At 72.7% G+C, this 20,166-nt stretch carries 20 protein-coding genes and 2 pseudogenes; 13 read left to right on the top strand and 9 right to left on the bottom strand.

Annotated features, from left to right (window positions below):
* Window positions 1–59 precede the first annotated feature (59 nt).
* Genes argC through AB0P07_RS07400 form a run of 5 tightly spaced genes read left to right on the top strand, consistent with a single transcriptional unit; the run spans window position 60 to window position 4,935 of the window.
* Entirely contained in the window at window positions 60–1,088 is a 1,029-nt protein-coding gene (gene argC, locus AB0P07_RS07380) for an N-acetyl-gamma-glutamyl-phosphate reductase (protein ID WP_365546384.1), read from the top strand.
* The gene (gene argJ / locus AB0P07_RS07385) at window positions 1,085–2,236 is read left to right on the top strand and encodes a bifunctional glutamate N-acetyltransferase/amino-acid acetyltransferase ArgJ (protein WP_365546387.1); all 1,152 of its coding nucleotides are present in this window, start codon (window positions 1,085–1,087) and stop codon (window positions 2,234–2,236) included. The genes argC and argJ overlap by 4 nt, the downstream gene beginning before the upstream one ends.
* Window positions 2,233–3,153, top strand: a complete 921-nt coding sequence (gene argB, locus AB0P07_RS07390; RefSeq protein ID WP_365546388.1) for an acetylglutamate kinase — start codon at window positions 2,233–2,235, stop codon at window positions 3,151–3,153. The genes argJ and argB overlap by 4 nt, the downstream gene beginning before the upstream one ends.
* On the top strand, window positions 3,150–4,388 hold the full coding sequence (locus AB0P07_RS07395) for an acetylornithine transaminase (RefSeq protein WP_365546391.1): 1,239 nt from the start codon (window positions 3,150–3,152) through the stop codon (window positions 4,386–4,388). The genes argB and AB0P07_RS07395 overlap by 4 nt, the downstream gene beginning before the upstream one ends.
* Before the next feature lie 7 nt (window positions 4,389–4,395).
* On the top strand, window positions 4,396–4,935 hold the full coding sequence (locus tag AB0P07_RS07400; RefSeq protein ID WP_007447727.1) for an arginine repressor: 540 nt from the start codon (window positions 4,396–4,398) through the stop codon (window positions 4,933–4,935).
* 36 nt (window positions 4,936–4,971) lie between these two features.
* Here AB0P07_RS07400 and AB0P07_RS07405 read toward each other — a convergent pair.
* From AB0P07_RS07405 to AB0P07_RS07430, 6 genes and pseudogenes are all read right to left on the bottom strand, one after another.
* Window positions 4,972–5,659 (bottom strand): annotated as a pseudogene (locus tag AB0P07_RS07405) (haloacid dehalogenase type II).
* A 60-nt stretch (window positions 5,660–5,719) separates the two neighbouring features.
* Window positions 5,720–6,463: an FAD:protein FMN transferase gene (locus AB0P07_RS07410; RefSeq protein WP_365547067.1), complete on the bottom strand. Its 744-nt coding sequence runs from the start codon at window positions 6,461–6,463 to the stop codon at window positions 5,720–5,722.
* Window positions 6,464–6,566: 103 nt separating this feature from the next.
* The gene (locus AB0P07_RS07415) at window positions 6,567–7,343 is read right to left on the bottom strand and encodes an FMN-binding protein (protein WP_365546394.1); all 777 of its coding nucleotides are present in this window, start codon (window positions 7,341–7,343) and stop codon (window positions 6,567–6,569) included.
* A gap of 27 nt (window positions 7,344–7,370) precedes the next feature.
* On the bottom strand, window positions 7,371–8,753 hold the full coding sequence (locus AB0P07_RS07420; protein ID WP_365546397.1) for a ferredoxin reductase family protein: 1,383 nt from the start codon (window positions 8,751–8,753) through the stop codon (window positions 7,371–7,373).
* A gap of 86 nt (window positions 8,754–8,839) precedes the next feature.
* Window positions 8,840–9,556, bottom strand: coding sequence for a L,D-transpeptidase family protein (locus AB0P07_RS07425; protein WP_365546400.1), 717 nt, complete (start codon window positions 9,554–9,556; stop codon window positions 8,840–8,842).
* Window positions 9,557–9,559: 3 nt separating this feature from the next.
* Entirely contained in the window at window positions 9,560–10,147 is a 588-nt protein-coding gene (locus AB0P07_RS07430; protein ID WP_365546403.1) for a pyridoxamine 5'-phosphate oxidase family protein, read from the bottom strand.
* A 119-nt stretch (window positions 10,148–10,266) separates the two neighbouring features.
* Here AB0P07_RS07430 and argH point away from each other — a divergent pair, with 119 nt between their 5' ends.
* The 4 genes from argH (at window position 10,267) to AB0P07_RS07450 (ending at window position 14,962) form a co-directional block, all read left to right on the top strand.
* Complete coding sequence (argH, locus tag AB0P07_RS07435; protein WP_365546405.1) at window positions 10,267–11,694, top strand: argininosuccinate lyase; 1,428 nt, start codon at window positions 10,267–10,269, stop codon at window positions 11,692–11,694.
* 118 nt (window positions 11,695–11,812) lie between these two features.
* A complete protein-coding gene (locus AB0P07_RS07440) occupies window positions 11,813–12,784 on the top strand; it encodes an aldo/keto reductase (protein ID WP_365546408.1) in 972 nt (323 codons plus the stop codon).
* A gap of 97 nt (window positions 12,785–12,881) precedes the next feature.
* Window positions 12,882–13,433: a helix-turn-helix domain-containing protein gene (locus AB0P07_RS07445; RefSeq protein WP_365546410.1), complete on the top strand. Its 552-nt coding sequence runs from the start codon at window positions 12,882–12,884 to the stop codon at window positions 13,431–13,433.
* The gene (locus tag AB0P07_RS07450) at window positions 13,430–14,962 is read left to right on the top strand and encodes an MFS transporter (protein WP_365546412.1); all 1,533 of its coding nucleotides are present in this window, start codon (window positions 13,430–13,432) and stop codon (window positions 14,960–14,962) included. The genes AB0P07_RS07445 and AB0P07_RS07450 overlap by 4 nt, the downstream gene beginning before the upstream one ends.
* A gap of 79 nt (window positions 14,963–15,041) precedes the next feature.
* On the opposite strand, the pseudogene AB0P07_RS07455 reads toward AB0P07_RS07450, so the two are convergent.
* Window positions 15,042–15,786: pseudogene (locus AB0P07_RS07455) on the bottom strand (lysophospholipid acyltransferase family protein).
* A gap of 378 nt (window positions 15,787–16,164) precedes the next feature.
* On the opposite strand from AB0P07_RS07455, the gene AB0P07_RS07460 reads away from it, so the two are divergent.
* From AB0P07_RS07460 to AB0P07_RS07470, 3 genes are all read left to right on the top strand, one after another.
* The gene (locus AB0P07_RS07460) at window positions 16,165–17,343 is read left to right on the top strand and encodes a glycerophosphodiester phosphodiesterase (RefSeq protein WP_365546415.1); all 1,179 of its coding nucleotides are present in this window, start codon (window positions 16,165–16,167) and stop codon (window positions 17,341–17,343) included.
* Window positions 17,344–17,418: 75 nt separating this feature from the next.
* Complete coding sequence (locus tag AB0P07_RS07465; protein WP_365546418.1) at window positions 17,419–17,919, top strand: sigma-70 family RNA polymerase sigma factor; 501 nt, start codon at window positions 17,419–17,421, stop codon at window positions 17,917–17,919.
* 57 nt (window positions 17,920–17,976) lie between these two features.
* The gene (locus tag AB0P07_RS07470) at window positions 17,977–18,474 is read left to right on the top strand and encodes a GNAT family N-acetyltransferase (protein WP_365546421.1); all 498 of its coding nucleotides are present in this window, start codon (window positions 17,977–17,979) and stop codon (window positions 18,472–18,474) included.
* Window positions 18,475–18,536: 62 nt separating this feature from the next.
* Here the strand turns inward: AB0P07_RS07470 and AB0P07_RS07475 are convergent, their stop codons facing one another.
* Entirely contained in the window at window positions 18,537–18,953 is a 417-nt protein-coding gene (locus AB0P07_RS07475; protein ID WP_365546422.1) for a hypothetical protein, read from the bottom strand.
* Between the two features lies 1 nt (window position 18,954).
* A complete protein-coding gene (locus AB0P07_RS07480; protein WP_365546425.1) occupies window positions 18,955–19,314 on the bottom strand; it encodes a hypothetical protein in 360 nt (119 codons plus the stop codon).
* A gap of 60 nt (window positions 19,315–19,374) precedes the next feature.
* Between AB0P07_RS07480 and AB0P07_RS07485 the strand changes: the two genes are divergently transcribed.
* A complete protein-coding gene (locus AB0P07_RS07485) occupies window positions 19,375–20,025 on the top strand; it encodes an HAD family hydrolase (RefSeq protein ID WP_365546427.1) in 651 nt (216 codons plus the stop codon).
* Window positions 20,026–20,166 lie beyond the last annotated feature (141 nt).

Here is a 20,166-nt window from a genome sequence, read left to right on the forward strand (position 1 = left end):
TGGATTGCATAAACGTGCAGCGAAACGTATAGTCATGCCATCCAGGAGGAGGGTTTTCCATGGCGGTACGTGCGGCGGTGGCCGGAGCGAGCGGGTATGCGGGCGGTGAGCTGCTGCGCCTGCTCCTGACCCACCCCGAGATCGAGATCGGCGCCCTGACCGGCAACTCCAACGCGGGTCAGCGGCTCGGCGCGCTGCAGCCGCACCTGCTGCCGCTGGCCGACCGGGTGCTGGAGCCGACCACGGCGGACGTCCTCGCGGGGCACGACGTCGTCCTCCTCGCGCTGCCGCACGGGCAGTCCGCCGCCGTCGCCGAACAGCTCGGCCCGGAGACCCTGGTCGTCGACATGGGCGCCGACTTCCGGCTCAAGGACGCGGCCGACTGGGAGACGTTCTACGGCTCCCCGCACGCCGGCACCTGGCCCTACGGCCTCCCCGAACTTCCGGGTGCCCGCGCCGCGCTGGAGGGGTCCAAGCGCATCGCGGTGCCCGGTTGCTACCCGACGGCCGTGTCCCTGGCCCTCTTCCCCGCCTACGCCGCGTCGCTGGCCGAGCCCGAGGCGGTGATCGTCGCCGCCTCCGGGACGTCCGGCGCCGGCAAGGCGGCCAAGCCGCACCTGCTGGGCAGCGAGGTCATGGGCTCCATGTCGCCCTACGGCGTCGGCGGCGGCCACCGGCACACCCCCGAGATGATCCAGAACCTCGGCGCGGTCGCCGGCGAGCCGGTCACCGTCTCCTTCACACCGACCCTCGCGCCGATGCCCCGCGGCATCCTCGCCACCTGCACCGCCAAGGCGAAGCCCGGCGGCAGCGCCGAGTCGGTGCGGGCCGCCTACGAGAAGGCCTTCGCCGACGAGCCCTTCGTGCACCTGCTGCCCGAGGGACAGTGGCCCGCGACCGCCTCCGTGTACGGCTCCAACGCCGTCCAGGTGCAGGTCGCGTACGACGCCGCCGCGGGCCGGATCATCGCGATCAGCGCCATCGACAACCTGGCCAAGGGCACCGCGGGCGGTGCCGTCCAGAGCATGAACATCGCCCTGGGTCTCGACGAGACCACCGGACTGACGACGATCGGAGTTGCGCCGTGAGTGTGACGGCAGCAAAGGGATTCACGGCGGCGGGCATCGCCGCCGGGATCAAGGAGAGCGGCAACCCCGACCTGGCCCTCGTGGTCAACACCGGCCCCCGCCGCTCCGCCGCGGGCGTCTTCACCTCCAACCGCGTCAAGGCCGCGCCGGTCCTGTGGTCCGAGCAGGTCCTCAAGAGCGGTGAGCTGACCGCCGTCGTGCTCAACTCCGGCGGCGCCAACGCCTGCACCGGCCCCAAGGGCTTCCAGGACACCCACGCCACCGCCGAGAAGGTCGCCGAGGTGCTCGGGACGGGGGCGGGCGAGGTCGCCGTCTGCTCCACCGGGCTCATCGGCGTACTGCTGCCCATGGACAAGCTGCTCCCGGGCGTGGAGACGGTGGCCGGTCAGCTCTCCGAGCACGGCGGCGAGAAGGCCGCCATCGCCATCAAGACGACGGACACCGTGCACAAGACGTTCGTCGTGACGAAGGACGGCTGGACCGTCGGCGGCATGGCCAAGGGCGCCGGGATGCTCGCCCCGGGGCTCGCCACCATGCTCGTCGTGATCACCACCGATGCCGACCTGGAGACCGAGGCCCTGGACCGCGCCCTGCGCGCCGCCACCCGGGTCACCTTCGACCGGGTCGACTCCGACGGCTGCATGTCCACCAACGACACCGTGCTGCTGCTCGCCTCCGGCGCCTCCGGCACCACCCCCGAGTACGAGGCCTTCGCCGAGGCCGTCCGCACCGTCTGCGACGACCTCGGCCAGCAGCTGATCCGGGACGCCGAGGGCGCCAGCAAGGACATCAGGATCGAGGTCGTGAACGCCGCGACCGAGGACGAGGCCGTCCAGGTGGGCCGCACCATCGCCCGCAACAACCTGCTCAAGTGCGCCATCCACGGCGAGGACCCCAACTGGGGCCGCGTCCTGTCCGCCATCGGCACCACCGACGCGGCCTTCGAGCCCGACCGGCTGAACGTCGCCATCAACGGCGTCTGGGTCTGCAAGAACGGCGGCGTCGGCGAGGACCGCGAGCTGGTCGACATGCGCTACCGCGAGGTGCACATCGTCGCCGACCTCGCCGCGGGCGACGCCACCGCCACCATCTGGACCAACGACCTCACCGCCGACTACGTCCACGAGAACAGCGCGTACTCCTCATGAGCGACGGAACGAGCAACGCACCCACGCGGAAACACACCGCGCTCCCCAAGGCCCAGATCCTCATCGAGGCGCTGCCCTGGCTGACCCGGCACCACGGCAAGACCGTCGTCATCAAGTTCGGCGGGAACGCCATGATCGACGAGGACCTCAAGGCCGCCTTCGCCCAGGACGTCGTCTTCCTGCGGCACGCCGGCCTCAAGCCCGTCGTCGTGCACGGCGGCGGCCCGCAGATCAGCGCCGCCCTCGACAGGCACGGCATCGTCAGCGAGTTCAAGGCCGGCCTGCGCGTCACCACCGAGGACGCCATGGACGTCGTACGGATGGTGCTCGCCGGGCAGGTACAGCGGGAGCTGGTCGGGCTGCTCAACCAGCACGGACCGCTCGCCGTCGGCCTCACCGGCGAGGACGCGCACACCCTCACCGCCACCAAGCACCAGCCCGAGATCGACGGCGAACTCGTCGACATCGGACGGGTCGGCGAGATCACCGAGATCGACACCGGTGCCATCGAGGCACTGCTGGCAGACGGCCGCATTCCGGTCGTCTCGTCGATCGCCCGTTCCCAGGACGACCACCATGTCTACAACGTCAATGCTGATACGGCGGCTGCGGCACTCGCTGCGGCGCTCGGCGCCGAGACTCTCATGGTCCTCACCGACGTCGAGGGCCTCTACGAGGACTGGCCGGACTCCGACGAGGTGATCAGCCGCCTCACCGCGTCCGAGCTGGAGAAACTGCTGCCCGACCTGTCCAGCGGCATGGTGCCGAAGATGGAGGGCTGCCTGCACGCGGTGCGGGGCGGCGTCACCACCGCCCGCGTCATCGACGGCCGCGTCCAGCACTCGATCCTGCTGGAGATCTTCACCGACGAGGGGATCGGCACGATGGTCGTGCCGGACGAAGAGGGGGAGTCGTGAGCAACACAGGGGCCGCCGCGGGAGCGGCGGGCAACGCGGAGCTGACCGAGCGGTGGCAGGGCACCCTCATGAACAACTACGGCACGCCGCGCCTGCCCCTGGTGCGCGGTGAGGGTTCCCGGCTGTGGGACGCCGACGGCACGGAGTACCTCGACTTCGTCGGCGGCATCGCGGTCAACGCGCTCGGCCACGCCCACCCGGCGGTCGTCGACGCCGTGAGCCGGCAGATCGCCTCCCTCGGCCACGTCTCCAACCTCTTCATCGCCGAACCGCCCGTCGCCCTCGCCGAACGGCTGCTCCAGCACTTCGGCCGCGACGGCAGGGTCTACTTCTGCAACTCCGGCGCCGAGGCCAACGAGGGCGCCTTCAAGATCGGCCGGCTGACCGGCCGGCCGCACATGGTCGCCACCGAGGGCGGTTTCCACGGCCGCACCATGGGCGCCCTGGCCCTGACCGGCCAGCCCGGCAAGCAGGAGCCGTTCCTGCCGCTGCCCGGCGACGTCACCCACGTGCCGTACGGCGACCCGCAGGCGCTGGCCGCGGCGGTCACCGAGGAGACGGCCCTGGTGATCATCGAGCCGATCCAGGGCGAGAACGGCGTCGTCGTCCCGCCCCCCGGCTACCTGAAGGCGGCCCGCGCCATCACCGCCGCCACCGGTGCGCTGCTCGTCCTGGACGAGGTGCAGACCGGCGTCGGCCGGACCGGGCACTGGTTCGAGTACCAGGCCCACGAAGGCGTCCTGCCCGACGTGGTCACCCTCGCCAAGGGCCTCGGCGGCGGACTCCCGCTCGGCGCGACGATCGCCTTCGGCCGCGCCGCCGACCTGCTCCAGCCCGGTCACCACGGCACCACCTTCGGCGGCAACCCGGTCGCCTGCGCCGCCGGACTCGCCGTCCTCGACACCATCGCCGACGAGGGACTGCTGGACAACGTCAAGCGGCAGAGCGAGACGCTCCGGGGCGGTGTCGAAGCCCTCGGCCACCCGCTGGTCGCCCACGTCCGGGGCGCCGGACTGCTCCTGGGTATCGTGCTCACCGAGCCGCTCGCCGCCCGGGTGCAGCAGGCGGCTCAGGACGCCGGAATCCTGGTGAACGCGCCCGCGCCCGATGTCGTACGGCTGATGCCCGCGCTGAACCTCGGCGACGACGTGGTGGACGCGTTCCTCGGGGCGCTGCCCGGCATCCTTGACCAGGCCGCCGAGACGGCTCACGGGGACGGACGATCCGGAGAATGAGACGACGATGAGCCACGCGCAGGAGCACGAGCAGACGGCCGGGCCCGCCCTGCCGCAGACCCGCACCGCACGCCACCGCCGGATCGTGGACATCCTCAACCGGCAGGCGGTCCGCTCGCAGAGCCAGCTGGCGAAGCTGCTCGCCGACGACGGGCTCACCGTCACCCAGGCGACGCTCTCCCGGGACCTGGACGAGCTGAACGCGGTCAAGATCCGCAACACCGACGGCGACCTCATCTACGCGGTGCCCAGCGAGGGCGGCTTCCGCACCCCGCGGGCGCCGCTCGGGGAGTCGGCCAAGGAGGAGCGGATGCGGCGGCTCTCCGCGGAGCTGCTGATCTCCGCGGAGGCGTCCGCGAACCTCGTGGTCCTGCGCACCCCTCCGGGAGCGGCGCAGTTCCTCGCCTCGGCCATCGACCAGGCGGAACTGCACGACATCCTGGGCACGATCGCGGGCGACGACACGCTGATGCTGATCAGCCGGGAGCCTGCCGGCGGGCAGGCCCTGGCGGACCACTTGCTGCGGCTGGCGCAGAACGGGGGCTGAGCGGGACCGCGTGCCGCTGGCGGGGGAGCGGCGACGCTACCCCTCCGTCAATGCCGCGGCCAGCTCGTCCAGACCGTCCACGGCCCATTCGACGGCGTCCGTGGGCCCCGGCGGGTCGCCGACCGGACGCCCGACGTAGGCGGTGCGCATCCCCGACTCCGGGCATCGCGCAGGTCCCAGGCGTGGGCGGCGACCATCAGCACCCGCTCGGGCGGGCAGCCCGCCGCGGTGTGGGCGAGCCGGTAGACCTCCGGCGACGGCTTGTACATGCGGGCCTCCTCGGCCGACGGGGCCTGGTGCCAGCGCAGCCCGGCGTGCTTGTGGAGGCGGAGCAGACTCGCGCGGGGGGCGTTGGACAGGCCCACGACCGGGAAGCCGGCCAGCCGCGCGGGCCCGGAGACGGAGTCGTCCCACGGCTCCGGGCGCCGCCCCGCGCCGGTCAGCCGCGCGACGGCGTCCGCGTCGGTCAGCCCGGCGTGCCCGGCGAAGCGCTCCGCCGCCTCGCGGTCCAGGACCGCGAGGCGGCGTACGGCCGCTCCCCGGCGTTGACGCGGCGTATCTCCTGTTCGACGTGCTCCTGCCAGACCGTCAGCCACCGGTCGACGGACGCCTCGTCGGCGCCGGGCACGGCCTCCCGCAACGCGTTCCGCAGTCCTCCCGGTTCGCCGACCGTCGTGCCGAGCACGTCGAACACGACGACCTCGACACCGCGCACTTCCGCCATCGCGGGCTCCTCCCGCGTACGGACGTCTGCCCGGCGGCGCCGGTCACCCGTGGGCCGGGTTCAGCCCAGCCACGCCGCCAGGCCTGCAGTACACCGCACCTCGTCCCCCGCCGTGATCAGCAGCCCCTCGACGCCGGGGAGTTGCTCCAGCCACCGCAACCCCTCCCGTGCCCCCATCGCGAAGGCCGCCGTCGCCCAGCAGTCCGCCCACGTCAGCCGGGGCGCGACCACCGTCACGGACAACAGGTCGGTCACCGCCGAGCGCCCGGTGCGGGGATCGACGACGTGCGCGCCCCGCTCGGCGGAGCCGGACGTCGCCACGGCCAGCTCGGCCGCGCCCGCCGCCGAGACGACCGCCGCGAGGCCGCCCGGCCGCAGCGGGTCCGACACCCCGACCCGCCACGGCCGCGCCGCACCCGGCGTCCCGAGCAGTTGTACGTCGCCACCCCCGTTGACGCTGACACCGCTCGCACCGGCGACCACCGCCGAGATCCGCCGCGCGGCACGCTCCACGGCCCAGCCCTTGACGATGCCGGTCGGATCGAGCCGTCCCCCGTACCGGGTGCTGAACCAGCCGTCGCTCACCCGCTCCGCCTCCGCCGCCAGCTCCAGCACCTCGGCGACCTCCGGCACACAGGCCTCGACGGCCAGTTCGCCGCGCGCCAGCCGCGAGATCTCGCTGCCGTCCCGGTAGGTGCTGAACACCTCGTCCGCCCGGTGCAGCCCGGCGACCGCATCGGTCAGCGCCGCCCGTACCGCCGCGGGTTTCCCGCCGCGGACGTCGAAGGAGAAGACGGTCCCCATCGCCTCCTCCACGTGACGCACCGCGGCGGGAGCCTGTGCGGGTCCGGAGGGGGACCCGGGCCCGGACCCCGACTCGGACTCCGGCTCGGCCTCGGTCACGGCGTCAGCCACCGGCCCGGTCCAGCGCCGACTGGAGGGACTGTTGGTACCCGGCGCTGGTGTAGGTGGCGCCCGACACCGCGTCGATGTCGGCGTTCCCGGCGGCGACGGCCGCCCGGTTCAGCTTGGGCACGGCGTCGGCCGTCACCTGGCCGCTGCGGCCGCCCTTGGGCGCCTGGAGCGTCTCGACCTCGGTGATCTTCCCGCCGCTGACGGTCACCCGGACCTGCACGGGGCCGTACTGGGTCTGCGCGGCGTCACCGGTGAGCACCTGCGTGCCCTGCCCGGCTCCGGCGCCCGCTGCGGCGGCTCCGGCTCCGGCTCCGGACCTGGCCGCCGCGGCCGCCTTGTCGAGGGCCGACTGGAGGGACTGTTGGTACCCGGCGCTGGTGTAGGTGGCGCCCGACACCGCGTCGATGTCGGCGTTCCCGGCGGCGACGGCCGCCCGGTTCAGCTTGGGCACGGCGTCCGCGGTGACCCGGTCGCTCTGTCCGCCCTCGGGCGCCTGCACGGCCTCGGCCCTGGTGATCTTCCCGTCGCTCACGGTGAGCCGGACCTGCACGGGACCGTACTGCGTACTGGCCGCGTCACCCGTGACGGTGCCGGCCCCGGCGCCCCGGCCGCCCTGCGGCGACTGTGCGGCCACGGGCGGCACCGCGCCGCCCGCCGCCGAGGCGGAGCCCGGGTCGGACGCCGGTTTCAGCGACAGCAGCAGCACGATCCCGGACACGGTGGCGGCCCCGGCGAGCACGGCACGCCGAACGGGGTGGCTTTTCCTCATGGGTCCTGGACTCCTGTTGTCCGTCGCTCACATCTCGAACGACTCGTGGTGGATACGGCGGGCGGGGACCCCCGCGCCGCGCAGTGCCTCGTACACCGACTGGGCGAAGCCGGGCGGCCCGCACAGGAAGACGTCGTGGCGCTCGACGTCCGGGATCTTCCGGGCCAGGGTCTCCGCGGAGATGTCCGGGCGCTCCCCGTCCGGGCTGTTGACCGCGTACATCAGCCGGGCGCCGCGCTCGTCGGCGATCCCGGCCAGCTCGTCCCAGAGCGCCAGGTCCTGGGTGCTGTTGGCCCGGTAGAGCAGCGTGATGTCGCCGGACGCGCCGGGCAGCGTCTCGAACAGCGCCCGCATCGGGGTGATCCCCACCCCGCCCGCCACCAGCAGCACCTTGCCGCGGCTGCGGCGCTGGGCGGTCAGGGCGCCGTACGGCCCCTCCGCCCACACCCGGGTGCCGGGCTCCAGCTCGCGCAGCCGGGCGCTGTGGTCGCCGATGGCCTTCACGGTGATCCGCAGCAGGTCCGGGCGCGGCGCCGCCGACAGCGAGTACGGGTGGGAGCTGAACCGCATTCCCGGCGCGAGGAACCGCCAGCGGAAGAACTGCCCGGCCTCCGCGCCCATCCGGTGCAGCCGGCGCCCGCCGATGAGCACCGACACGATCCCGGGCGTCTCCTCGATCACCGCCTCCACCCGCATCCGGTGCCGCAGGTTGAGCCGGAGGGGGGTCAGCACCCGGTACCAGAGCACCAGGGCGGTCACGGAGCCGTACAGCGCGTACCAGACGGTCCTGGCGAGCGGCTCGACGGCGAAGTCGTTGCCGGTGGTCAACTGGTGCCAGAAGGTCAGGAACACCGCCGCGTAGGTGAGCAGGTGCACGTGGTACCAGGCGTCGTACGGGATGCGGCGGCGCACGGGGCCGGCGGACAGCAGCCCGACGACGACCAGCAGGCCGGTGCCGAGGGCGGCCTTGCCCATGTCCGGCAGCCGGTTCACGGAGTCGACGGTCTGCGCGACGACGTCGCCGAGGCCCTTGCCGGCCTGTGCCGCGTAGCCCCACATGATCAGGAAGACGTGGGCGAGGACCAGGCAGAGGGTGTAGCGACCGGTCATGGCGTGCCAGCGGGCGACCCGGTCGGACCCGACGCGCCGCTCCAGCGCCGGCACCCGGGCCATCTGGAGCACCACCAGCGCCATCAGGTACCCGGCGAGCAGGCCGGTGATCCGGCCCGCGCCGAGGATCCGGCCGGTGTCGTCGGAGATGGCGGGCGTGTTGCGCCACCACAGCCACAACACGCCCGCCGCGCCCGCCCACACGGCGAGCAGCAGGGGGACGGCGGGGGAGCGGCGCGGACGGATGCGCCGCATCGTCTGACGGCGGGCGGCACGGCCGCCGGCGAGCGTGGTGGTCACGGTTCCTCCGTGGGACTTGGCCCTTGGCCCACAGATACGCGCCGTGCCCCTCGAGCGTTCAGCCCGCGCGGTCGTGCCCTCCGGATTCAGTAGCGGGTGATTGCCGTCGCCCCGCCCGAGGTCCCGACCGCGAGGTGCGGTCGTTCCCCCGGCTCGGCCCACCGCAGGATCCGCCGCATGGCGTCCTCGGGCACCGACACGCAGCCCGCCGTCGCCCCGCGCCCGTCGACGTGCAGGAAGATGCCCGCGCCGCGGCCGCGCACCGGGCGGTCGTAGTTGAAGCCGACGACCAGGGCGTACGCGTACTGGGTCCGGTACGCGACCAGGTGCTCGGCCTCGGCGGCGCGGCAGTCGGCGGGGCGCGGCTCGGTCCAGCGGTTGTAGAAACGGGAGGCGTTGTCCTGGCACCACCAGGAGTCCTGCCGGACGGGCCGGTACGGGTACGCCGTCCCGCGCGGCGCCGCCTCGATGCCGAAGGCGTACGGCAGGTCGTACAGCCCGGTCGGCGTGGTGTTCGTGCCCTGGACGCGGGTCGCCCCTTCGGTGAGTCCGCCGGAGCCGAAGCGGGCGGGCGCGGAACCGGCCGCCACCCAGCGGCCGTCGTCGTCGCCGCGGTCCCACCAGGTGACGGTGCCCGTGGTCGATCCGGTGTCCGGCGCGACCGCGGTGATCAGCTGGGTGCCGCCGCCCGTGTCCGCCATCCGGGCCGGCAGCGGCCGGGCGGCGGACCCGTCGGCGGGAGCGGCACCGAGCGTGAGGAGGGAGGCGGAGACGAGGACGGCGACGAGGACACCGGGGCGCATGGCTCAGACGGTAGACGGGGGGAGGGGAAGCGGCAGCCCGGGGAGCCCGTCAATGCTGTGGGCGATGTGCTCCTTCTTGGTGAAGTAGGCGCTGAGCGAGGCGTCGTCCTCACGGGCGAACCGCTTGCCGTGCAGGTCCCGGTCGTTCTCGTAGGCCATGAAGGGGACGGCGTAGCCGCAGGTGTCGCGGATGAGTTCGGCGTGCACGACGATGACCGCGCGCAGGCCGTGCACGGTGGTGTCGATGTCCGGGAAGTGGGTGAGAAGCTCCGGGAAGCGCGGGTCGTCGCGGAAGACCGGCTCGCCGCGGCCGTGCACGCGCACGATGTTCGGCGGGCCCTGGAAGGCGCACCACATCAGGGTGATGCGCCCGTTCTCCCGCAGGTGGGCGATGGTCTCCGCGTTGGATCCCGCGAAGTCGAGGTAGGCCACCGTGAGCTCGTCGAGCACCGCGAAGCAGCCGGTGAGGCCCTTGGGGGACAGGTTGACCGTGCCGTCACCGGCCAGGGGAGCGGTGGCGGTGAAGAAGAGGGGCTGCGCCTCGATGAAGGTGCGGAGTCTGCCGTCTATGCGCTCGTAAGTCTTTCCCATGTCTAACGATTATGGGGGTGCGGGCCATGACGTGCGCCGTCGAGCCGCGAGATTGACGAATCATGCAGAGTTCTGCATACTCATGCATGACAGTGATCGTACGGTGAGGAGCGACCCAAGTGAGCAGCAACAGCGGTGACGTCCGGCTCTGGGGCGGCCGTTTCGCCGACGGTCCCGCCGAGGCCCTGGCCAAGCTGTCCGCGTCCGTCCACTTCGACTGGCGGCTCGCGCCCTACGACATCGCCGGTTCGCGTGCCCACGCGCGCGTGCTGCACAAGGCGGGCCTGCTCACCGAGGACGAGCTGACCCGGATGATCGCCGGGTTGGACCGGCTGGAGGCGGACGTCGCCGACGGCTCCTTCACCGGCACCATCGCCGACGAGGACGTCCACACCGCCCTGGAGCGGGGCCTGCTGGAACGCCTCGGCCCCGACCTCGGCGGCAAGCTGCGCGCCGGCCGCTCCCGCAACGACCAGGTGGCCACCCTCTTCCGCATGTACCTGCGGGACCACGCCCGTACCGTCGGCGCTCTGATCGCCGACCTCCAGGACGCGCTGATCGGCCTCGCCGAGGCCCACCCGGACGTGGCCATGCCCGGCCGCACCCATCTCCAGCACGCCCAGCCGGTGCTCTTCGCCCATCACGTCCTCGCCCACGTCCAGGCGCTGGGCCGGGACGCGGAGCGGCTGCGCCAGTGGGACGAGCGCACGGCCGTCTCCCCGTACGGCTCGGGCGCGCTCGCCGGCAGCAGTCTCGGCCTGGACCCGGAGGCCGTCGCCCGTGACCTGGGCTTCGAGCACGGCAGCGTCGGCAACTCCATCGACGGCACCGCCTCCCGGGACTTCGTCGCCGAGTTCGCCTTCATCACCGCGATGATCGGCGTCGACGTCTCCCGGATCGCCGAGGAGATCATCATCTGGAACACGAAGGAGTTCTCCTTCGTCACCCTCCACGACGCCTTCTCCACCGGCTCCTCGATCATGCCGCAGAAGAAGAACCCCGACATCGCCGAGCTGGCCCGGGGCAAGTCCGGACGGCTGATCGGCAACCTGACCGGCCTGATGGCGACCCTCAAGGCCCTCCCGCTCGCCTACAACCGCGACCTCCAGGAGGACAAGGAGCCGGTCTTCGACTCCATCGACCAGCTGGAGATCCTGCTCCCCGCCTTCACCGGCATGACGGCCACCCTCACCGTGCACCGCGAGCGGATGGAGGAGCTGGCCCCGGCCGGGTTCTCGCTCGCCACCGACATCGCCGAGTGGCTGGTCAAGCAGGGCGTGCCGTTCCGTGTCGCGCACGAGGTGGCCGGCGAGTGCGTCAAGGTCGCCGAGGCCGACGGCAAGGAGCTGGACGAGCTGACCGACGAGCAGTTCGCCAAGATCTCCGAGCACCTCACCCCCGAGGTGCGCACCGTCCTCAACGTCCCCGGCGCCCTCGCCTCCCGCAGCGGACGCGGCGGTACGGCGCCCGGCGCGGTCGCCGTCCAGCTCGCCGAGGTGAAGGCGGACGTGGCGGCCCAGCACGCCTGGGCGGACGCGAAGAAGTAGCAGCACGCAGCAGCAGCCGGTGTGCCCGGAGGGCATCGCGGTTACGTTGGTCAACAGCTCAGCCGTCCAACGGCTGAGCGGCGCAACAGCCTCAGCAGCCGACCGAACGGAGCCCGCGATGCCCTTCGCCCGCCTGGCCGCGGCGACCACCCCCACCTGCCACATCGGCCTGGGTCTCGCCGCCGTCGGCCGACCCGGCTACATCAACCTCGGCCGCGACCGTGACCTGCCGGCCGACCGGACGGTCGAGGCACTGCGCGAACGCACCCACGACCTCCTCGACGCCGCCTACGCGCAGGGTGTGCGCTACTTCGACGCGGCCCGCTCCTACGGACGCTCCGAGGAGTTCCTCGCCGACTGGCTCCGGGACCGCCCCGACGTCGACGACGTGGTCGTCGGCAGCAAGTGGGGCTACACCTACACCGCCGACTGGTCGACCGACGCCGAGCAGCACGAGGTCAAGGACCACGGCGTCGCCACGTACGACCGCCAGCGCGCCGAGACCGACGCCCTGCTCGGCGACCGGCTCGACCTCTACCAGATCCACTCGCTCACCCCGGACAGCCCGGCCCTCACCGACAAGGAGCTGCACGCGAGGCTGGCCGAGGCCGCCGCGCAGGGCAGCACCGTCGGCTTCTCCACCAGCGGCCCCGCCCAGGCCGACGCCATCCGCGCCGCGCTCGCCGTGACCGTCGACGGCGAGCCCCTCTTCCGTACCGTCCAGTCGACGTACAACGCGCTGGAGACCTCCGCTGGTCCCGCGCTGGCGGAGGCGCACGAGGCCGGGCTCACCGTCATCGTCAAGGAGGGCATGGCCAACGGCCGCCTCGCGGACCAGTACGCGCCCTCCGTCCTCAAGGCCGTCGCGGAGGAGACCGCGCTGGGCTGCGACGCGGTCGCCCTCGCCCTGATCCTGCGCCAGCCCTGGGCCGGCGTCGTGCTGTCCGGCGCCGCGACCGTGAACCAGCTGGGCTCCAACCTGCACGCCGCCGTCGTCGACCTCGACGGCGACCAGGTGGCACGCCTCGGCACCCTCGTCGAGGCCCCGGACGCCTACTGGGAGCGACGCGGACAGCTGCCCTGGCACTGAGACCGCCAGGTTTCCCGCATCCGTGACTGACCGTGAGCGGTGAGTCACGTGTACCCCACATGAGACAAGCGTGTCTCATGTGGGGTATTGTTGTCTCATGGCCGTCGATCGTGAACAGGTACTGCGCAGCGCCGCGGCCCTGCTGACCCGGAGATCCACCGCGACCATGGACGAGGTCGCCAGGGCCGCCGGGATCAGCCGGGCCACGCTGCACCGGCACTTCGCCGGGCGCGACGCCCTGGTGCGGGCGCTGGAGTCGCTGGGCATCGCCGAGTGCGAGGCCGCCCTCGCGGCGGCCCGCGCCGACGAGGGCCCGGCGGCCGACGCGGTGCGCCGGCTGGTCCGCGCGATGGAGCCCTCCGCCGCCCTGCTCGCCTTCCTCTACTCCGAGAACCAGCTCTTCGAGGGCGAGGAGCAGAACGAGGGCTGGGCCCGCATCGACGCCGGGCTCACCGAGCTGTTCCGCCGCGGCCAGGAGAGCGGCGAGTTCCGTATCGACCTGACACCCGCCTGGCTCACCGAGGCGCTGTACGGCCTGCTGGCCTCCGGCGCCTGGGCCGTGACCGAGGGCCGCGTGGCCCGCAACGACTTCACCCACATGATCGTCGAGCTGCTGCTAGGCGGCGCGCTCCGGAGAGAGGAACCATGAACCGCACCCTGCAGCCGGCCCGCCCGACCGAGGCGGTGAAGCGTCCCGGCCGCTGGCTGGCGCTGTCCGTCCTGGTGCTGGCCGTGCTGCTGGTGGCCGTCGACGCGACCGTCCTCGGTCTCGCGACCCCCTACATCAGCGAGGACCTCGCCCCCTCCGGCACCCAACTGCTCTGGATCGGCGACGTCTACTCCTTCGTCATCGCCGGACTGCTCGTCTCCATGGGCAGCCTCGGCGACCGCATCGGCCGCAAGCGGATCCTGCTCGTCGGCGCCACGGCGTTCGGCGCGATCTCCGTCCTCAACGCCTACGCCCACACCCCCGAGGTGATGATCCTCGCCCGGGCCCTGCTCGGCGTCGCGGGCGCCACCCTGATGCCCGCCACCCTCGCCCTGATCCGCAACCTCTTCCACGACCCGCGCGAACGCAGCCTCGCCGTCGGCATCTGGGGCGCCACCGCCTCCGCGGGCACGGCGGTCGGTCCGATCGTGGGCGGGTTCTTGCTGGAGCACTTCTGGTGGGGCTCCGTCTTCCTGATCAACCTGCCCGTGATGGCCGTCCTGGTCGTCGTCGGCGTAAAGCTGCTGCCCGAGTCCCGCAACCCGAACCCGGGCCCCTGGGACCTGCTCAGCGTCGTCCTGTCCCTGGTCGGCATGGTCGGTGTCGTGTACGCCGTGAAGGAGACCGCCGCCCACGGGTTCGCCTGGGCCACGCTCGGCGCGGGTCTGCTGGGCGCCGCCGCGCTCTACGGCTTCGTCCGCCGCCAGCTGACCATGCCGGTCCCGCTGCTGGACATGCGGCTGTTCGGCAACCGCGGCTTCAGCGGCGCGGTCCTGGCCGACCTGCTGACCATCCTGGGCCTGTCGGGGCTGGTGTTCTTCCTCTCCCAGTACCTGCAACTCGTCCAGGGCAGGCGGCCCCTCGAGGCGGGCCTGGCCGAACTGCCCGCCGCCGTCGGCGCGGTGGTCGCCGGTCTGATCGCCGGCCGTGCGGCCCGGCGCTTCTCGGTCCGTGCCGTGGTCTCCGGTGGACTCGCCGCCGTCGGCCTCGCGCTCGCCGCGCTGACCGTCATCGGACAGCACACCGGCTACCCGCTGCTCGGCACGGCGCTGCTGGTCGTCGGCCTGGGCGCGGGCTTCGCCTTCACCGTCACCGCGGACGTGATCCTCTCCAGCGTGCCCGGGGAACAGGCGGGCGCCGCCTCCGCGGTCTCCGAGACGGCGTACGAACTCGGCGCCGCCCTCGGTATCGCGGTGCTCGGCTCCATCGTGACCGGTGTCTACCGCGACTTCACCGGTCCCGCGGGCACCCCGGACGCGGCCCACGAGTCGCTCGGCGGCGCGGTGGAGGCCGCCGCGCACCTCCCCGGCCCCACCGGCCAGGCACTGCTGGACTCCGCCCGGCAGGCCTTCGTCGACGGGTTGACCCTCGCGGCGGGCGTCGGTGCGGCGGTGCTCCTGGCCGCCGCCGCGGCGGCCTGGTTCCTGCTGCGGGGCCAGCGTCTGGAGGACGGGGTGGAACACCCGTAGCGGCGGCACCGCGCGCCCACGCGATACGGCGGGCCGCTCACCGAGCGGCCCGCCGTATCGCGTACGCGGTGTCGCGGAACTACGCCGCCTTCGCCTTGCTCGCGTACATGTCCACGTACTCCTGTCCGGACAGCCGCATGACCTCGGTCATCACGGAGTCGGTCACCGCCCGCAGGACGTAGCGGTCGCGGTCCATGCCCTCGTAGCGGGAGAACTCCATCGCCTCGCCGAAGCGGACCGTGACCTTGCCCGGCCGGGGCAGACCCGCGCCGCCCGGCTGGAGCTTGTCGGTGCCGATGACGGCGAACGGGACGACCGGGGCGCCCGTCATCAGCGTCAGCCGGGCGATGCCGGTGCGACCGCGGTAGAGACGGCCGTCGGGGGAGCGGGTGCCCTCCGGGTAGATGCCGAAGACGTGGCCCTCCTCCAGGATGCGGCGGCCGGTCATCAGCGCCGCCACGCCGCCGCGGCCGCCGTCCCGGTCGACCGGGACCATGCCGACCCCGGTGAAGAACCAGGCCATCAGCCGCCCCTTGAGGCCCTTGCCGGTGACGTACTCGTCCTTGCCGATGAAGAAGACCTGCCGGTCGCAGGTCAGCGGCATGATCACCGAGTCGATGAAGGTGAGGTGGTTGCCGGCCAGGATCACCGGACCGTCGCCCGGGATGTTCTCCACACCCTCCACCCGTGTGCGGAACATCAGGCGCATGATCGGACCGAGCACTGCCTTGATGAACACGAAGCGGGACAACGGGTCCTCCGGTGTCGGGGATGCGGTATGAGTCTGTGCAGGTGAGGACATTACTCGCGGTCCGGGGGGTCACGCACCTCGGGTTGTCCGGGAACCGCGCGGGGTTGACGCGCGTTCACCTGCACAACCGGCGCGCGGCGCACGACCGCGGCCCCGCCCGGATGTGAGGCAGGTCGCGCCCGCGAGCACCGGAGCGAGGTTCCGAGGTGCGGACACGGCCCGGATCCAAGCACACGCGGTGCGCGCACCGCGTGAGGCGCGCCGCCCGGGCTCCACCACCGGGATCTGTCCTTCCCGCCTACCCCGGCACACCGGCCATGCGCCCCTACGGCATCACGCACCCGCGACACGACACCTCCGCGCACCCGCGTGTTCCGGCCGCGGTCTCCCGCTCGTCATGTACGCGCCCCTACGATCGGCCCGCACGAGACGGTCGACGACAGGAGGCCCCATGGGAACGCAGGAGTCGGACGAGCACACGGGCGGCACCACCGGACGGCGGGCGCTCCTCGGGGCGGCGGTGCTCGGCGCGGGCGGGGCCGTCCTCGGCCTGCCCGGCGCGGCGGGAGCCGCCGACGCCCGGCACGGCGGCGGACACGGCGGCGGAGTGAAGAGCCTGCCCGTCCCCACCGTCATCGGCCACCGAGGCGCCAGCGGCTACCGCCCCGAGCACACCTTCGGCTCCTACGAACTGGCCCTCGACCTGGGCGCCGACATCGTCGAGGCCGGCGACCTGGTCCCCACGAAGGACGGTCACCTCGTCTGCCGGCACGAGCCGGAGATCGGCGGCACCACCGACGTCGCCGACCACCCCGAGTTCGCCGACCGCAGGCGCACCAAGTCGCTCGACGGCGTCCCGGTCACCGGCTGGTTCACCGAGGACTTCACGCTCGCCGAGCTCAAGACGCTCCGCGCCACCGAGCGCATCGAGGCCAACCGCCCGCACAACACCCTCTATGACGGCCGCTGGGAGATCCCCACCTTCGAGGAGGTGCTGCGCTGGCAGAACGAGCAGACCCGCAAGCGCGGCAAGCAGGTGTGGATCTACCCCGAGCTCAAGCACCCCACCTACTTCCGCAAGCTTGGCCTGGGCACGGAGGAGCGCCTGGCGCGGCTGCTGCGCAGGCACGGCAAGGACCGGAAGAACTCGCCCGTCATCATCCAGTCCTTCGAACCCACCAGCATCCAGCGGATGAGCAAGCTGGTCCGCAACCCCCTCGCCGTCCTGCTGTCCGGCGCGAACAGCCGTCCCTGGGACTTCGTCGAGACCGGCGACCCGCGCACCACCGCCGACCTCATCACGCCCGCCGGCCTGAGGGAGATCGCCTCCTACGCCCAGGGCATCGGCCCCACCCTCGACCTGGTCATCCCCAAGGACTCGGCCGGCCGCCTCACCGAGCCGACGACCCTCGTCCGCGACGCGCACCGCGCGGGTCTGATCCTGCATCCGTACACCATGCGCAACGAGAACCCCTTCCTGCCCGCGGAGTTCCGCAAGGGCGGCGACCCCGACGCCTACGGCGACGTCTTCGGCGCGTTCCGGACCTACTTCGCCACCGGCATCGACGGTGTCTTCACGGACAACCCCGACACGGGTGTGCTGGCCCGCGAGGACTTCGTCAACGGCTGAGCGGGGAAACCCGGTTGGGGTGAAGCCCCGGCCGCCCGGGCAACCCGCCGCCCGGGCGGCCGCGTCGACGTGCATATGACGCACGACCTGGTCACCTCCCTGCATCCCCTCCTCAGTGCCGAGGCCTCGGCCGAGGCACATGCCTCCGGGGCCGAACCCGGCGACCTGGAACAGGCGGTCTGGCTGCGCCTGCTGGAACGCCTGGAGTCCGAGGGACCGCCCCCGGACCCGCACCGCTGGCTGCGCAGCGCCGTGCGCAGCGAGGCCCGCCGCACCCGCCGCAGGGTCCGCAACGAGCGGCCGTACGGGACCGAACCCGCCGGTGTCGCCGAGTACGCCCACGAGCCCGAGCGGCTCGCGCTCGCCGCGGCCCGGCACCGCGCGCTGCGGGACGCCGTGCGCCGGCTGCCGGGCCGCTGCCCCCGGCTGGTGGAGGCCCTGTTGTCGCCCAAGGACCTCACATACCGGGAAATCGCCGGGGAGTTGGGTATCTCACAGGGCAGTCTCGGTCCGGAACGCTCCCGATGTCTGGGATGTCTGCGGCGATTGCTGACGCCGGAGGTTGCGGCCGGCTGAGGACGGGGATAGGAGTGGGGGACCACAGGTGATCAGGTGAGCGGGAGGCATGCGCACATGGGCATGAGCGTGACCATCTCGGCGGCGACCGAACAGGATGCCGAGCAGATCTTCCGGCTGCAGTACCTCTGCTTCCAGAGCGAGGCGGCGCTGTACGCCAACTACCGCATCGACCCGCTCGTCCAGACCCTGGACTCCGTGCGCGAGGAGGTCGCCGACGACTGCGTCTTCGTGGCGCGGCTCGGCGACGAGGTCGTCGGCTCGGTACGGGGACGGGTGACCGAGGACGGGGCGGCGTCCATCGGCAAACTCTGCGTCCATCCCCGCCTCCAGGGGCACGGCATCGGGGCCCGGCTGCTGCGGGCCGCGGAGTCCGCCCTGGTCGAGGAGCGCGGCGCCAGGCGCTTCCGGCTGCACACCGGGCACCGCAGCGAGAGCAATCTGCGGCTGTACCGCCGGGTCGGCTACGAGACGGTGGGGACCGCCGAGGGCGCCGACGGCGTACCCATGATCGTCCTGGAGAAGCCGGCGGAGACGTACGCGACCACGGCCTGAGCGACCGCCGGTGCCCCGACGACCGCTACATGGTGCGGGCCCGGCGCAGCCAGTGACGACCGTTACGCGGTGCAGGCCCGGCGCAGCCAGTACAGGGCCGACAGCGGCAGCAACACCGGAATGAAGAGGTACCCCATCCCGTAGTCCGACCACACGGTCGCGTCCGGGAAGGCGGACGGCTCCACCAGCGTCCAGGTGCCCACCGTCAGGACGCCCACCAGCTCGGCGGCGCAGCACACCAGCGCCGCCCTGCGGGCCGTCTCGCCGCCGCGCACCAGGGTGTACGTGATGAACCCGTAGACGACGCCCGCGACGGCCGACAGCGAGTAGGCGAGCGGCGCCCGGTCCAGCTCGGTGGCGATCTGGTACACCGACCGCGACACGGCGCCGACGACCATGACGCCGTACAGCCACACCAGCAGGATGCCGGGCCCGCTGATCAGCCGCTGTCCGGTCTGCTTCTCCTCCGTGGCCACCATGTCAGCCTCCCCAGATGTCATACAGCCGGACCTCGAGGACGGCGAGGACGACACCGCCGGCGGCCACCGTCAGCGAACCCCAACGGGTGCGCTCGGCCAGCGACATGAACCCCGCCGCCGGTACGCAGGCGAAGGCGCCCAGCAGATACGCCACGAAGATCGTCGTGCCCTGCTCCGGATTCTCGCCCCGCGCCAGCTGCACGATCCCGACCACCAGCTGGATCAGCGCCAGTGCCGAGACCACGGCCATGCCGATGAAGTGCCAGTCCTTCGTCGGCTGGTCACGGTAGGCGGCCCAGCCGCACCAGGCGGCGAGCAGCAGGGCGGCGACGCCGGTCACCAGCGTCAGGACGTCAAGCATGGCAGCGAGCCTATTACGGCCGAAAAGGGCCGCGGTCCCCGGCCCCGTAGGGTCGGGGGCATGAAGCTCCACGCACAAGCCCTCCTGTTCGACAACGACGGCACCCTCGTCTCCTCCCTGGACTCCGTGCGCCGCTGCTGGACGCGTTGGGCCGTCGAGTACGGGATCACCGCCGAGCAGTTCGGGCGGGTGGAACTGCACGGGCGGCCGGCCGCCGAGATAGCCGCCGACCTGCTGCCCACCGCCAGGGTCGCCGAGGCCGTCGCGCGGATCGAACAGCTGGAGGTCGAGGACGTGCCGGGCGGGGGCGTGCACCTGCTGCCCGGCACCCGCGAGTTCCTCGACGCGCTCCCGGCCGACCGCTGGGCCGTCGTCACCTCCGCCACCCGGCGCCTCGCCGAGGCCCGCCTCGACGCCGTCGGCATCCTCCCCAAGACCCTCGTGGCGGCCGACGACATCACCCGCGGCAAGCCCGACCCCGAGCCCTACCTGCTCGGCGCCCGCGCCCTGGGCGTCGACCCGGCCGCCTGCGTCGTCTTCGAGGACGCCCCCGCCGGACTGCAGGCGGGCCGCGCGGCCGGCATGCGGACCGTGGCGTTGGCCACAACCCACCCGGCCGGCGAACTCGACGCCGACCTGGTCGTCGAGGACCTCTCGGCCCTGTCCGCACTGGTCACCGAAGCGGGGATCGACATCTCCGTACGGGACTGAACCGCGCCCCCGCGACCGGCAATCATCCACCGCTGTCCACCATGCGGACAGCGGTGTCCGCTCACAGGAGCCGGTCTGCTTTACTGATCGGCATGAGCACCACGAGCGACCGCACCCCTGCGACCGAGGCGACCACGACGC

It is taken from the genome of Streptomyces sp. NPDC085944, assembly GCF_040686295.1.
GTDB classification, from domain to species: domain Bacteria; phylum Actinomycetota; class Actinomycetes; order Streptomycetales; family Streptomycetaceae; genus Streptomyces; species Streptomyces salinarius.

Excerpts from the sequence above, each read along its gene's own strand:
- argC (WP_365546384.1), top strand. The coding sequence starts at position 60 with ATGGCGGTACGTGCGGCGGTGGCCGGAGCGAGCGGGTATGCGGGCGGT.
- argB (WP_365546388.1), top strand. The coding sequence starts at position 2,233 with ATGAGCGACGGAACGAGCAACGCACCCACGCGGAAACACACCGCGCTC.
- AB0P07_RS07400 (WP_007447727.1), top strand. The coding sequence starts at position 4,396 with ATGAGCCACGCGCAGGAGCACGAGCAGACGGCCGGGCCCGCCCTGCCG.
- AB0P07_RS07410 (WP_365547067.1), bottom strand. The coding sequence starts at position 6,463 with ATGGGGACCGTCTTCTCCTTCGACGTCCGCGGCGGGAAACCCGCGGCG.
- AB0P07_RS07415 (WP_365546394.1), bottom strand. The coding sequence starts at position 7,343 with ATGAGGAAAAGCCACCCCGTTCGGCGTGCCGTGCTCGCCGGGGCCGCC.
- AB0P07_RS07425 (WP_365546400.1), bottom strand. The coding sequence starts at position 9,556 with ATGCGCCCCGGTGTCCTCGTCGCCGTCCTCGTCTCCGCCTCCCTCCTC.
- AB0P07_RS07430 (WP_365546403.1), bottom strand. The coding sequence starts at position 10,147 with ATGGGAAAGACTTACGAGCGCATAGACGGCAGACTCCGCACCTTCATC.
- AB0P07_RS07440 (WP_365546408.1), top strand. The coding sequence starts at position 11,813 with ATGCCCTTCGCCCGCCTGGCCGCGGCGACCACCCCCACCTGCCACATC.
- AB0P07_RS07445 (WP_365546410.1), top strand. The coding sequence starts at position 12,882 with ATGGCCGTCGATCGTGAACAGGTACTGCGCAGCGCCGCGGCCCTGCTG.
- AB0P07_RS07450 (WP_365546412.1), top strand. The coding sequence starts at position 13,430 with ATGAACCGCACCCTGCAGCCGGCCCGCCCGACCGAGGCGGTGAAGCGT.
- AB0P07_RS07460 (WP_365546415.1), top strand. The coding sequence starts at position 16,165 with ATGGGAACGCAGGAGTCGGACGAGCACACGGGCGGCACCACCGGACGG.
- AB0P07_RS07465 (WP_365546418.1), top strand. The coding sequence starts at position 17,419 with ATGACGCACGACCTGGTCACCTCCCTGCATCCCCTCCTCAGTGCCGAG.
- AB0P07_RS07470 (WP_365546421.1), top strand. The coding sequence starts at position 17,977 with ATGGGCATGAGCGTGACCATCTCGGCGGCGACCGAACAGGATGCCGAG.
- AB0P07_RS07475 (WP_365546422.1), bottom strand. The coding sequence starts at position 18,953 with ATGGTGGCCACGGAGGAGAAGCAGACCGGACAGCGGCTGATCAGCGGG.
- AB0P07_RS07480 (WP_365546425.1), bottom strand. The coding sequence starts at position 19,314 with ATGCTTGACGTCCTGACGCTGGTGACCGGCGTCGCCGCCCTGCTGCTC.
- AB0P07_RS07485 (WP_365546427.1), top strand. The coding sequence starts at position 19,375 with ATGAAGCTCCACGCACAAGCCCTCCTGTTCGACAACGACGGCACCCTC.